This window comes from Pedobacter zeaxanthinifaciens (genome assembly GCF_003313335.1).
Classification (GTDB): Bacteria; Bacteroidota; Bacteroidia; order Sphingobacteriales; family Sphingobacteriaceae; genus Pedobacter; species Pedobacter zeaxanthinifaciens.
In genome coordinates this window covers 429,556-443,614 of sequence record NZ_QMHP01000003.1, presented here as the reverse complement: position 1 = coordinate 443,614, position 14,059 = coordinate 429,556, and the positions used below count along the sequence as shown (strand labels likewise).

The following is a 14,059-nucleotide window of genomic DNA, read 5'->3' as shown; positions in this document are numbered from 1 at the left end:
CGTATCATTCTCCGCCAACGGTTCGGGTATTGGCAAAGGCAGGGCAATCGAAGTACTACCGTTCGGCTAATATACAAGAGTTTAATAGAAGCACAAAAGCTGAAGTTTGCACTTCGGCCCTGCTTTTGCCAATACCTTGTTAGTGGCAGTGCCTTTATCCACAGCAACTTGAATTTTCGTTTGAAGTCGCTCCACAACAAGAAGATTTTTCAGTCGCTTCGTTGTCTGTTTTTGTTTCACTACCACAACAACCATTTTCTGTTGTGTTGCAACAAGAACCTTCTTCTAACTTGTCGGCATAAACTGTAACGCTGTAAATGCCTGAACCTGATTTTTTATAGTCGTCAAGTTCATTTTGGTTTAAGTATTTCAAAAGAAGTTCGTCAGGCAATTCAATTAATCTTTCCTTTTTAATTTGAATGTTTTTGAAACCTGTTTTTTTGATAATTCCTAAATATTGTCCTTTCTCGCTTGCACCTGCTACACAACCTGCGTACATTTCAGAAGCTTCTAAAACTCCCTTCGGAATTGCACCTTGAAAAACAATGTCGGAAATGCTGAAATGTCCGCCAATTTTTAAAACTCTGTTTACTTCATTAAAGGCTTTTTCTTTGTCAGGCACAAGGTTCATAACGCAGTTGCTAATTACAACGTCTGCAACATTGTTTGAAATTTCTTTCATACTTTCAATTTCGCCCAACACAAATTCAACATTTTTGTAGCCCAATTTTTGAGTATTTTGTAAGGCACGTATAACCATTTCTGGTGTCATATCTATGCCAATTACTTTTCCTGTTTCACCAACAATTCTACTAGCAATAAAAGCATCGTTTCCTGCTCCTGAACCAAGGTCAATAACGGTGTCGCCTTCGTGAATGTTAGCAATTTCTGTTGGAAGTCCACAACCTAATGCAAGGTCTGCGCTTTTTTCGTAGCCTTCTACATTGCTGTAATCTTCACTCATTGAGTTGCTAAATTCGTTTGTGGTGCAACAACCTGTGTCTGTTAAACAGCAGCCTACTTGGATATTGCCTTTTGCTACATCGCCATAGGATTTTTTAATTTCTTCTTTGATTACTTCTGTATTCATCGTTTTACTTTTCTTAATTTATGGCAACATCGCCATTTGATAGTAACACTTGAATACAATAGAAAAGACGCAGAAATTATGAGCAACCACAATTTTTGCCTTCTGTATCAATTAAGTTTCCGTATTTGTCATTTTGGTAAGCACAACAATTTAAGATTAACTCTTTCAATTTTTCTTTACCACGTTGCACTCTTGATTTTGCACCTGAATATGAAATATTCAATTTTTCAGCTAATTCTTTTTGAGAAATGTCTTGAAACTCTGTAATTAAAAGTGCCTGTTTGTAGTTGTCAGGCAGTTTGTTGATAAAGGGTTTTATACAACATTCTGCAATGGTTTCGTTTAATGAATTGGTTTCTGTTTCTGAAAATTGTTCTTGAATTTCGGTGTCGCTGGAAAATGTCTTTTGGTTTTTAAAATAGTCGTTTAACGTGTTACGAACTATTCCATAAAGATACTGTCGCAAGTTTTCGGATTGATTTACTTTGTCAATATTGCGAATGATTTTTACAAAAACTTCCTGCAAAATGTCGTCTGTGTCAGCCGAATTTCTTGTCTTGTTGTAGATAAAGCCTTTGAGCTCTTTATTAAAATTTGTCCAAATATTGGTAACGTCTGTTGTCATATTCTGTCTGTAAAATTAATTGTCCAAACGTAAGATGTTCAAAGTTTGAAAAAGACGCAAATGTTTTTTGGGTCGCACCGCATTGCTACTAACTGGCGGATAAGGATAGCAAGCATAAATAACAAAAAGTATTTTCCTTCAATCGGGTTTAGTTTACGTCCTGTATTGCTCGTTAACTAAACCGTTCATAAAACTTTGAAGCTGCAAATTCCGAAAAGCGGTCTTAAATTTGCCGTCATTGCGAGCTTTGCGAAGCAATCTTAAAGCGATATACGAGATTTGAACAATTTAGCTGAGCCTTTGTTAAACAGACCTGATTGTAGCGGAAATACTTTTTGTTTTTTACTTCTGTCATCCTGAACACTAGTGAAGGATCTGTACTTAAAGTAGTTTGGATACAGATTCCTCCCCGAAGTTTCGGGGCAGGCTTAACTCGGAATGACAGCGGCAAACAAAACAAAAAGGTTGTAACGTAAAGCAGGGCTAACGATAATGTAAGACACTGGTTTTGCTCTTCGAAAAATAAAACTGACACTAAGTAATAACACAAAAAAGTCCCTTAACAATATGCTAAGGGACTTTAATTTTTTCCGACTTGCGTCTTCCTGACTATTTTATTTCGACAAATACATCGATTTATCTTTCACTAATTTCAAGAAATAAGGATCTTCCAAGTCTTTGATGAAGCGAATTGCCTCACCTGTAGATTTCATTTCTGGGCCTAATTCTTTAGTTATCTCAGGGAATTTATTGTGAGAGAAAACAGGTTCTTTAATTGCAAATCCCTTAAGCTTACGTTCGATGTTAAAATCTTTCAATTTATTTACACCTAGCATTACTCTAGCGGCAATATTGATGTAAGGCACATCATACGCTTTGGCGATGAAAGGAACCGTACGTGAAGCTCGTGGGTTAGCCTCAATTACATATACTTTATCATCCTTCACTGCAAACTGGATATTCAACAAGCCAATTACATTTAAAGCTTTGGCAATTTTCTTCGAGTAGTTTTCCATGTCGGCAATTACCTTTTCCGATAAACTAAATGGAGGTAACACTGCGCTAGAATCTCCAGAGTGGATACCTGCAGGCTCAATATGCTCCATTAAACCAACAATATGTACATCTTCGCCATCGCAAATCGAGTCAGATTCTGTTTCCTCTGCCCTATCTAAGAAGTGGTCAATCAATACACGGTTGCCCGGAAGATCTCCCAACAATTTAACTACGGCATTTTCTAGGTCCTCGTCGTTAATTACGATGCTCATTCCCTGGCCACCTAATACGTAGCTTGGGCGTACCAACACAGGGTAGCCTACTTCGTTAGCCACTTTAATTGCTTCCTCTGCATTTTCAGCAACACCATATTTTGGATAAGGAATATCTAATTCTTTCAGTAAGTCTGAGAAACTACCACGATCTTCGGCAACATCCATGTCTTCGTAAGAAGTACCGATAATGCGGATGTTGTTTTCGTGAAGCTTTTCGGCCATTTTCAAGGCAGTTTGACCACCTAGCTGAACAATTACGCCGTAAGGGTTTTCCAAGTCAATGATTTCACGTACATGCTCCCAGAAAACAGGCTCAAAATAAAGCTTGTTGGCCATGTTAAAGTCTGTACTTACCGTTTCTGGGTTACAGTTAATCATGATGGCTTCGAAACCATTCTCTTTTGCGGCAAGTAAACCGTGAACGCAAGAGTAATCGAACTCGATACCTTGGCCGATACGGTTAGGTCCTGAGCCTAAAACAATTACTTTCTTCTTGTCAGACACGATAGATTCGTTAGTGCCTAATTCATCACCATCAGACAGCATTTCTCCGCTTACCAAAGAAATTTGTTGAGGAGCTTCTTCGAAAGTAGAGTAGAAGTAAGGTGTTTGGGCCGCAAATTCTGCAGCGCAGGTATCCACCATTTTGTAAACTCTTCTAATGTTAAGCTCTTTACGGCGGTTGTAAACTTCATCTTCTGTAACGTTGCCTAAAATGAAAGCAATTTGTACGTCAGAGAAACCTTTTTGCTTCAAGTTGAAGAAGAAATCTCTTGGGATATTATTTAGAGAGTAACGTTTCAACTCTGTTTCTAGCGCTACTAGCTCTTGTATTTGGTTCAAAAACCATTTATCAATTCTGGTTACCTTGCGGATCGACTCCAAAGGCACACCCATGCTCATGGCATCTTTAATCAGGAACACACGGTTCCAGCTTGGGTGCTGTAAGCCATGCATAATTTCTTCGATGTCACGTTTTTGGCGGCCATCTGCACCGATACCGGCACGACCAATCTCTAAACTCTGACACGCTTTTTGCAATGCCTCTATGAAGCTACGACCAATACCCATTACCTCACCTACAGCTTTCATCTGCAAGCCAAGTTCTGTGTTGGCACCTTTAAATTTATCGAAGTTAAAGCGAGGAATTTTTACAATTACGTAGTCTAAAGTCGGCTCAAAGTAAGCTGAAGTAGTTTTAGTAATTTGATTTTCAATTTCATCTAGGTTGTAACCAATGGCCAATTTAGCAGCAATTTTAGCAATTGGATAACCTGTTGCTTTACTTGCCAAGGCTGATGAACGCGATACACGAGGATTAATCTCAATCGCTATAATCTCATCATTTTCTGGATTTACCGAGAACTGTACGTTACAGCCACCTGCAAAATTACCGATGGCACGCATCATTTTGATCGCCTGGTTACGCATCTCTTGGTAGCAACGATCTGATAAGGTCATTGCAGGAGCAACCGTAATGGAATCTCCGGTGTGGATACCCATTGGGTCGAAATTCTCAATAGAACAAATGATGATTACGTTGTCGTTACTGTCTCTTAGTAACTCTAACTCATATTCTTTCCATCCTAAAACGGCCTGCTCAACCAACACCTCATGAGTTGGCGAAGCTTCTAATCCACGTTTAAGGGCAGCGTCAAAATCTTCTTTTTTGTGTACAAAACCACCACCGTAGCCACCAAGGGTGTACGATGGACGAATAACTAGCGGAAAGCCAATTTCTTGTGCTGCTTCTTTACCTTCTAAAAATGAATTTGCAATTTTAGAAGTAGCTACACCTACACCGATATCAACCATTAACTGGCGGAAAGATTCCCTGTTTTCCGTTTTGTCAATTGCTGCTACATCAACACCAATAATTCTAACGTCGTGTTTTTTCCATAAGCCTCTCTCATCAGCGTCTACGCAAAGGTTTAGTGCGGTTTGTCCGCCCATGGTTGGTAGTACGGCATCAATAGTTGGCAGGTCAGGATTGTTTCTGTGTTCAGTTAAAATCTCATCGATGGACTCGAGTGTAAGCGGTTTTAAATAAACATGGTCACCAATCACCTTGTCGGTCATGATGGTTGCCGGGTTAGAATTGATGATAGAAACCTTAACTCCTTCTTCTTTCAAAGAAAGTGCGGCTTGAGAACCAGAGTAGTCAAATTCGCAGGCTTGTCCGATAATAATGGGGCCAGATCCGATAATCAATACTGAATTGATGGAAGTGTCTTTAGGCATGTGGAGTTTTTAAAAAAGTCTAAAGTGATAGTCTAACTGACCGATAGCTGGGAGAATTCCTCTGCTATGAAACGAAAATCCCAACATCTCTGTCGGGATGCAAAGATACAATTTGCTGCTCAATTTTCTGACGATTATTTGAAAATATATTGAGGTCTTGAAACAAGGTATTATTCCGCATAGTGATAGCTCGCTTGCCGGGCGAAAACAACTTGTTTATTACGGTGTTAATTCAATATTGTCTAATCAAATTAATAGAAATGAAAATTAAATACTTATCACTCATTGCGCTATCAGCCTTTGTGTTTGAGGCTTGTAATAGCGCCAACAAATCAGATAAAACAGCTGATACGGTGCACAACGCAACTACGGATGTTGATTCTTTAAACTTGCCAGCGCCAGATACTACTGCTTCCAAAACTAATTTTAGTAAGGTGGTAGATTGGCCTACGGGAAAAATGCCAATGGCTCCGGAAGGTTTTGTTGTAACTAGGTTTGCCGATGGTATGAAAAGTCCAAGAAATATTGTAATAGCTCCTAACGGCGATATTTTGGTGGCACTTTCCAATTCTGAGAGAAGCACCAAGGAAAAAATTGCCAATGCAATTTCTGGCAAGTCTAAATCTGAAGTGGGAGGTAAAAGTGTAAATACCATTATGTTATTTAGGGATGCCAACAAAGATGGCAAGCCCGAGTTGATGGAAACTTTTCTAACTGGCTTAAATCAGCCTTACGGTATGGCTTTTATTGGCAATACCTTTTATGTAGCAAATACGGACGGTTTATGGATGTTCCCTTACAAATCGGGAGATACGAAAATTACTGCTGCAGGTAAGAAAATTGTCAGCTTACCGGCTGGCGGTTACAACAACCACTGGACAAGAAACCTATTGGTGAGCAAGGCGAAGGACAAAATCTACATTTCTGTTGGATCAGGAAGTAATGTTGGCGAAAATGGAATGGAGCACGAAGTACGCAGGGCTGCAATATTGGAGGTTAATCCTGATGGTACAGGTGAAAAGATTTATGCCAGTGGCTTAAGAAATCCGGTTGGAATGGATTGGGCGCCATCTACCAATATGCTTTGGACAGCCGTTAACGAACGTGACGGTTTAGGAGATGATTTGGTGCCTGACTATATCACAAGCGTGAAGCCTGGTGGTTTTTACGGTTGGCCGTATGCTTATTTCGGGCAGCATGAGGACCCGAGGCTAAAAAATGCTAACCTAGAAGCAGTGAAAAAAACAATAGTGCCTGATGTGGCTGTTGGTTCACATACCGCATCACTTGGTTTGGCTTTTTATACTGCTGCGAAGTTTCCTGCAAAATATCAAGGAGGTGCTTTTATAGGTCAGCATGGCTCTTGGAACCGCTCTGTTTTGGCAGGCTACAAAGTTGGTTTTGTTCCTTTTAAGGATGGAAAACCTACTGCCCCAATGCAAGATTTTTTAACTGGCTTTATTGCCAATGCTGATAAAAGCGAAGTTTATGGCAGGCCGGTTGGGGTAGCCGTAGCTAATGATGGCGCATTGCTCGTGGCAGATGATGTAAGTGGTATAATTTGGAGAGTTGCAGCGAAGTAGCAATGTAACTTTTTGATTATAAACAACTTGTGTGGTGTATAGTTTATTGTTCACTGTCTGTTTTAATAGACTACAATTTGTTTTAGTTGGTGTGTACTTTTTACAATTACTGACTCAAATTTTAAAGTTCTAAATAAAATTATGCTTGCATAGTAAGCCGTGAAGTGAGGCTGATAAGCTAATAGGTCATTAAAGCGTCATGAAAACTCAAAATTGAAAATATTGGCAGACATGTTGCAATAAAAGAAAACAAATACAGTTTTATAGTTGTTGTTGAAACAGATTGATGATAACAGCAATTAAAAATTAAAATTGATCAAAAGCATCCTCGCAAGAGGGTATTCTTCATAAATAGTTTGTTTGGTTTATTTTCCGGTAGGATGGAGTGTCCTACCGGAATTCTTTTTTTTATGGCTTTCCAAAATTTGCCAGCAAACAACATTTCAAAAATCAAAGGTCTTGTTGCAATAAATAAAATACCCTCTATATTTGGCAAATGTTATTAGCCGACACATCTTTTTGGCAATTGCTTCTAAAGCAGCTTAATCAAACTTCTTGGTTGGAGTGGGCTGGTTTTTTTAGTACTATCGCTTGTATTTATTTAGCGGCCAAAGAGCATATTTGGAATTGGCCAGTTTCTATTTTAAGTATCATTATTAGCGCATTGCTTTTTTTTCAAAGTCAGCTATTTGGCGATTTCATCCTCCAGTTTTACTTTTTATTTACTGCATTTTACGGCTGGTGGTTTTGGATAAAACGGAAAAAAGAAAGTGAAAAACCAATTGTTGCTATAACAGTAAAACATTGGGCAATTGCAATTGCGGCTATCATATTATTAACAGTAGTATTAGGTTATTTTCTTGATCGTTTTACGCCTACCAATGTGCCTTACGAAGATGGATTTTGTACGGCGGTTAGTTTTGTAGCGCAAATAATGCTTACGCGTAAAATTTTAGAAAATTGGATATTGTGGATCTTCGTAGATATTTGCTATGTGCCTTTATTAATTTACAAACAGCTTAACCTTTACGCTGTTTTATATGCGATTTTAGTAATCATTGCAATAGTTGGATATCTGGATTGGAAAAAGACATATCGTGAACAAACATCTTCATAAGCAAATCAAAAAAATAGCCATAGTTGGGCCTGAAAGTACTGGTAAGTCTACCATGGCTATCAATTTAGCAAAGTATTACCAAGTGCCTTGGGTGCCTGAATATTCAAGGTATTACTGCGAGGCCTTAACAGCGCCATGTACCATGCAGGATGAAATTAATATGTTTCATGGTCAGCTAGCGTTGGAGCAATCGGTGATGGTTATGGCTGAAACGGATTTCATAATTTGCGACACCACGTTTTTAACAGTGAAAATTTGGAGCGATGCATTTTTTGGCGAAACACCTGAAGTTGTTTTAAATGCATTGCCTGAGCATACTTATGATTTTTATGTGTTGCTTGATATTGATTTACCTTGGGAAGATGATCCTTTGAGAGATTTTCCAAATCAGCGGGAGCACTTTATGGAGGTTTGGCATAGGGAGCTTAAACAGCTTGGTGCTACATACAGCGTAGTCTCGGGGCTTGGAGAGGAGCGTTTAAAAAATGCAATTGCAGCAATTGATGAGTTTTTGTTGAATGATAATTAACTTTTTGAATGTCCGTAATTTCTAATAATCCTATTTTTTAAGCGTTTTATCATTCCAACGTTAGGAGAAATCTATCATTAAATGGCGTGTTGTGGATTTCTCACTGCGTTCGAAATGACAAAACTAACGGTAATTCTTGCAATCCAATGCCCTGTTTTTTAGCCCACCTGTCATTCCGACGTTAGGAGGAATCTGTCATTTGAATGGCGTGTTGTGGATTTCTCACTGCGTTCGAAAATGACAAAACTAACGTTAATTCTTACAATCCAATGCCCTGTTTTTAAGCGCTTTGTCATTCCGAGGTTAGGAGAAATCTGTCATTTAATGGTATGTTATGGATTTCTCACTTCGTTCGAAATGACAAAACTAACGGTAATTCTTGCGATCCAATGCACTGTTTTTAAGCGCTTTGTCATTCCGGCGCTAGGAGGAATCTATCATTTAAATGACGTGTTATGGATTTCTCACTGCGTTCGAAATGACAAAACTAACGGTAATTCTTACAATCCAATACACTGGTTTTAAGCGCTTTGTCATTCCGTCGTTAGGAGGAATCTGTCATTTGAATGGCGTGCTACGGATTTCTCACTGCGTTCGAAATGACAAGACTAACGGTAATTCTTGCAATCCAATGCCCTGTTTTTAAGCGCTTTGTCATTCCGACGTTAGGAGGAATCTTTCATTTGAATGGAGCGTTATGGATTTTTCACTGCGTTCGAAATGACAAAACTAATGGTAACTCTTGCAATCCAATGCCCTGTTTTTTAGCCCACCTGTCATTCCGACGCTAGGAGGAATCTATCATTTGAATGGCGTGTTAAGGATTTCTCACTGCGTTCGAAAATGATAAAACTAACCGTAATTCTTGCAATCCAATACACTGTTTTTAGCCCATTTGTGATTCCGACGCTAGGAGGAATCTATCATTTGAATGGCGTGTTAAGGATTTCTCACTGCGTTCGAAATGACAAGACTAACGGTAATTCTTACAATCCAATACCCTGTTTTTTAGCCCATTTGTCATTCCGACGTTAGGAGGAATCTGTCAATTAAATGGAATGTTATAGATTTCTCACTGCGTTCGAAATGACAAACTAACGGTAATTTTTGCAATCCAATACCCTGTTTTTTAGCCCACCTGTCATTCCGACGCTAGGAGGAATCTATCATTTGAATGGCGTGTTAAGGGTTTCTCACTGCGTTCGAAATGACAAGACTAACGGTAATTCTTGCAATCCAATGCCCTGTTTTTAACCGCTTTGTCATTCCGAGGTTAGGAGGAATCTGTCATTTAAATGGCGTGCTATGAATTTCTAACTGCGTTCGAAATGATAAAACCAACGGTAATTCTTGCAATCCAATGCGCTGTTTTTAAGCGCTTTGTCATTCCGACGTTAGGAGGAATCTATACTTGGCAACTATGGAAATAGACTCTTGAAATTTTCAAGAATTAAAAAATGCAGGTTATGCCTAATAATGGATAATCAGTTAATTTTAAACATTCCTTAATATATAAAACAAAAACGGCAGCTAAGTATTAATTAGCTGCCGTTTTCAGTTATTCAATAAATGAATTTAAATGAATATTTTAAGGATGTAATAAATGATAGCTGCCAGCGCTGCAGAAACAGGAATTGTTAATACCCAAGCCCAAACCAGCTTTACAGTAACTCCCCATTTAACCGCTGATGTGCCTTTAGTTAATCCTGATCCGATAATTGAACCTGTGATGGTGTGAGTGGTACTTACAGGCACTTTTAAATGTTCTGTAAAATATAAGGTTAAAGCTCCGGCAGTTTCAGCAGTTACCCCTTCAAATGGCGTAACTTTGGTGATTTTAGAGCCCATTGTTTTTACAATTTTCCAACCACCGCTTAATGTACCTACTGCTATGGCGCTATAACAAGCTAACGGAATCCATGATGGCATTTGGCCTGGTATTTCGTCTCCTAAAGCGTCTTTCGAAGGAAGCACTACTTGTAGCCAGCTTGGCATATCCGCAAGTGTAGAGCCGCTCTGGTGGATATAAACTACCACAGCTGCGGCTATAATACCCATTACTTTTTGCGAATCGTTTCCGCCGTGCCCTAAACTGAAAGCCGCAGATGATAAAAGCTGCATCTTTTTTAACCATTTGGTTGATTGATGATGGCTTAGGAAGCTGAATATCAAACAAAAAGAACTAATGGTAAGTACGATAAACGAAACTAAAAACCATTTGATGTTATGAGACTCAAACGCTACACTCCAAAAATGTGATTCGAAACGAGGCTTGTGTATTTTGTCATAAGGGACCATTTGGAAGTACACAAAAACTACCGTAGCAATCATCAGCGCAAGCGTAAAAAGCTTAGGCCCTATGCTCTTTTTAGCCGAATGCAATAGCCAAACAGATATACAGTATGAAACTACAGCACCAATGAGTGGAGCAAGTACAATAAATCCAATAATCACTAAAACACCAGTTGGAAGCTCTCCCGCTTTACCTTCTTTGTACCAGTTTACTACATCTAGGCCAGCGTGAGCAATGGCTGCACCTGCAAAACCGCCAATAAGGGTGTGTGATGAACTGGAAGGTATCCCGAACCACCACGTTAGTAGGTTCCAAATAATTGCTGCAATAACACCGGCTAAAATAACGGTCAAATTAATTTCCATAGTATTGGCAGTTTTAGCTACGGTATCGGCAACGCCAAAACCAAAAACCCAATAGGCCAAAAAGTTGAAAAATGCAGCCCACACTACAGCTTGAAAAGGGGTAAGTACCTTAGTAGCTACAATGGTTGCAATTGCATTAGCCGCATCATGAAAACCGTTGATGTAATCGAAGATGAGGGCTAAAACAATAATAGTTAATAATATAGCCATAATTGATTATGCGTTTTTAACTAAGATAGATTCAAGTACGTTTGCTGCATCTTCACATTTATCAGTTGCAATTTCTAAAGTTTGTAGTACTTCTTTCTGTCTAATTAGTTCAATAGCATTAGTTTCAAACTCAAACAAACGTGCAATAGCTAGGTTACAAGTGTAATCAGCTTGGTTTTCGGCACTGTTAATTCTTACGCAAGCATCAGCAATTACTCTAATATTTTTAAAGCTTCTTAATTCTTTAATTGCTTTTTCTAAATCGGTACACATTTCCACTAGCAATTCTGCCAATTTAACCATCGGCTCGCCAATGTTCTGTACGTTATAAAGCTCAATGTTTCCAGCTGAAGCGTGGATATAGTCGGCAATATCATCAATTGCACTAGCTAAAGCATGAATATCTTCCCTGTCAAAAGGAGTGATGAAGTTTTTGCTCAGCTCAATAAAGATGGTGTGGGTAATGTCATCGCCAACGTGTTCAAGGCGCTCCACTTCTTTAATGGCTTCTTTTCTTTTTTCAATGTCGTTAACAGTAACTACCGTTAAAAGTGCTTCCGCAATTTTCCTAACGTTACTTCCGGCTTGTTCAAATAATGGCTGGAATTTTTTATCCTTAGGGGTAAAGAAGCTAAAAATGTTATTCATATCTTATTTAATATGATGCAAAAGTAAAACCGCAATGTTAAGTTAATGTTAACTTTGGCTACTATTTTAAATGTTGCTTGGCTTGTAAACAGTTGAAAATCTGTAAAATTAGCCTTTGGCTGAAATAATTGAGGTTGTGGTGTGTTTATTTTTTACCGTACGGTAACAATGGCTCAACACTTTTTTGAAGCGTAAAGGCAAAGGTGGTTCCAATATTTGGAGTACTCCTTACAGAAATGGTTTGCTGGTGCGCTTCCAAAATGTGCTTCACAATGGCTAATCCCAGTCCTGTACCGCCTTCCTTTCTCGACCGGTGTGAGTCAATGCGGTAAAATCTTTCAAATAGGCGAGGTAAATGTTTTTCTTCGATGCCCATGCCATCATCTGTCACTTCTATCAAATATTGGTCGTGTAATTCAAATATTTTAATGGAAGTAGAGCCGTTTTCACGCCCATATTTAATGGAATTCTGTATTAAATTAATCACTACCTGTCTCACCTTTTCGCGGTCGGCATGTACCATGGTTGGTGTAGTGTATTTGTCTTTAAAAATCAGCTTGGTACCGTTGCTAGTAGCTTTATCTTCCAATATTTCAAAAACTTCTTTTACTAAAGGCACTACGTCAAATTTGGTGTAATTGATAGGTATTTCGCCGGTTTCTAATTTAGAAATGGAATCTAAATCTTTAATTAAATAGCTTAACCTTTCAATATTATTTTCCGCTTTTTTAAGAAATTTTAAAGCCGTTTCAGGATCGTCGGTAATGCAATCCTGCAAAGTTTCAATGTAACCTTGTATAGCAAAAAGTGGCGTTTTAAACTCGTGAGATACATTGGAAAGAAATTCTCTCCTAAATTGCTCTTGTTTTTTGAGAAGCTCGATTTCCTTTTTCTTAGCACCTGCCCATTCTTCAACTTCTTGCTGTACATCATTAATTGGGTCTGAACTTACATATTCACCAAGCGCTTCTTTTAAATCCTTACCCAATTTTAAGTTATGAATAAGCTTGTAAATAAGTTTGATTTTACTGTAGATGTATTTTTCTAAAAGGTAGTAAAACACTAGAAAACTAGTGCCAAAAGAAACGCCAAACGAAATTAGTAGATAGTACCAGCTTTGTTGAAAATGATAATTAACCAAACCAATAGACAGGCCTACCGCTAAGGCAGTTATAAGAACTAGTACACTAAACTTCATGTTACAAAACTAAAGCTATTAAGTTAAGAAATTGTTAACTATCGGCCTAATTTTTAACTCATTTCAAACCTTGTAGATTGATTCATAAAAACTAGCTGCTTTATAAAAATCACTTTGCCGGCCGCTTTATAGTTTTTCTGTGAGATATTTCCAATAACGTTTAGGCACATGTTGCGTATGCAGCTTGGTGTTTTTCCTAGCTACAATATTGGTACTTTTGAAATAGTTCTTCCATAAATCGGCATACAGCTGCTCTTTCTGGTCCAAAAGTGTTTGTTTGGCATGTTTTAGTTGCTGAAGATCAACATTCATTTCAATTTCTTCAACCGTATGCAAGTCATAGAAAATCCCATAATGCCGTTTTAAATCATAAATAACCCATTGCTGATCTGCGTATCTATTTTTAAAATGATTTACAATCAACGGAATTACATTAAAATCGGGGTCAATTCCACAGTAAAAAATGCCATCTGCAGTTTGTTGAAATCTGATGAAAGCCTCCATTCGATGTTTTTCCCGCTCTACCTTTCTTGCTGTTTGAGCTATATTTAAAACGTGAGTGTTCCCGTAATTTTTTTCGGCACCTGCCTGATGCTGAAAAACATAGCAGATGAACAGAAATAGTTCTTGCTGCATTTCAGGAATTTCAGAAAGAAAAGTGCAATAGGCTTTGCGCATCCAATCCCTGTCCAAACGACTAGCCAATCCCTTCCAAACCCTATCAGCTTTGGACCTGTTGGTTAGCACTTCGAAACAAGATGTAAAGGCATCCGGTTGGTACCTTTCCTCAGTAACCAAACTTATTGCTCCGGGTTTCCGTTCAAACCATTCGAAAACGGCGGTTAGTAAGCCCTCTAAACTTCCATCGTAGGTGTAAATCATGCTAGCT

The 14,059-nt window shown here is 38.5% G+C and carries 10 protein-coding genes; 3 read left to right on the top strand and 7 right to left on the bottom strand.

The window, feature by feature from the left end:
• Window positions 1–154: 154 nt before the first annotated feature.
• The 3 genes from arsM to carB all read right to left on the bottom strand — a co-directional run bounded on the left by arsM (window position 155) and on the right by carB (window position 5,227).
• Complete coding sequence (arsM, locus tag DUT68_RS06880) at window positions 155–1,090, bottom strand: arsenite methyltransferase (RefSeq protein ID WP_113636929.1); 936 nt, start codon at window positions 1,088–1,090, stop codon at window positions 155–157.
• A gap of 76 nt (window positions 1,091–1,166) precedes the next feature.
• On the bottom strand, window positions 1,167–1,715 hold the full coding sequence (gene sigZ, locus DUT68_RS06875) for an RNA polymerase sigma factor SigZ (protein ID WP_113636928.1): 549 nt from the start codon (window positions 1,713–1,715) through the stop codon (window positions 1,167–1,169).
• Between the two features lie 614 nt (window positions 1,716–2,329).
• Complete coding sequence (carB, locus tag DUT68_RS06870; protein ID WP_113636926.1) at window positions 2,330–5,227, bottom strand: carbamoyl-phosphate synthase large subunit; 2,898 nt, start codon at window positions 5,225–5,227, stop codon at window positions 2,330–2,332.
• A gap of 260 nt (window positions 5,228–5,487) precedes the next feature.
• On the opposite strand from carB, the gene DUT68_RS06865 reads away from it, so the two are divergent.
• The 3 genes from DUT68_RS06865 (at window position 5,488) to DUT68_RS06855 (ending at window position 8,456) form a co-directional block, all read left to right on the top strand.
• The gene (locus DUT68_RS06865; protein WP_113636924.1) at window positions 5,488–6,810 is read left to right on the top strand and encodes a PQQ-dependent sugar dehydrogenase; all 1,323 of its coding nucleotides are present in this window, start codon (window positions 5,488–5,490) and stop codon (window positions 6,808–6,810) included.
• Window positions 6,811–7,306: 496 nt separating this feature from the next.
• Window positions 7,307–7,927 (top strand): nicotinamide riboside transporter PnuC, encoded by a 621-nt coding sequence (gene pnuC, locus DUT68_RS06860; RefSeq protein WP_113636922.1) that lies wholly within the window; start codon window positions 7,307–7,309, stop codon window positions 7,925–7,927.
• Window positions 7,908–8,456, top strand: a complete 549-nt coding sequence (locus tag DUT68_RS06855) for an ATP-binding protein (RefSeq protein WP_262510294.1) — start codon at window positions 7,908–7,910, stop codon at window positions 8,454–8,456. The genes pnuC and DUT68_RS06855 overlap by 20 nt, the downstream gene beginning before the upstream one ends.
• A 1,575-nt stretch (window positions 8,457–10,031) precedes the next feature.
• Here the strand turns inward: DUT68_RS06855 and DUT68_RS06850 are convergent.
• From DUT68_RS06850 to DUT68_RS06835, 4 genes are all read right to left on the bottom strand, one after another.
• Window positions 10,032–11,324, bottom strand: a complete 1,293-nt coding sequence (locus DUT68_RS06850) for an inorganic phosphate transporter (protein ID WP_113636921.1) — start codon at window positions 11,322–11,324, stop codon at window positions 10,032–10,034.
• A gap of 6 nt (window positions 11,325–11,330) precedes the next feature.
• The gene (locus tag DUT68_RS06845) at window positions 11,331–11,972 is read right to left on the bottom strand and encodes a DUF47 domain-containing protein (RefSeq protein WP_113636919.1); all 642 of its coding nucleotides are present in this window, start codon (window positions 11,970–11,972) and stop codon (window positions 11,331–11,333) included.
• A 145-nt stretch (window positions 11,973–12,117) separates the two neighbouring features.
• Window positions 12,118–13,170 (bottom strand): sensor histidine kinase, encoded by a 1,053-nt coding sequence (locus tag DUT68_RS06840; RefSeq protein WP_113636917.1) that lies wholly within the window; start codon window positions 13,168–13,170, stop codon window positions 12,118–12,120.
• 126 nt (window positions 13,171–13,296) lie between these two features.
• Window positions 13,297–14,052: a TIGR03915 family putative DNA repair protein gene (locus DUT68_RS06835; RefSeq protein WP_113636915.1), complete on the bottom strand. Its 756-nt coding sequence runs from the start codon at window positions 14,050–14,052 to the stop codon at window positions 13,297–13,299.
• Window positions 14,053–14,059 lie beyond the last annotated feature (7 nt).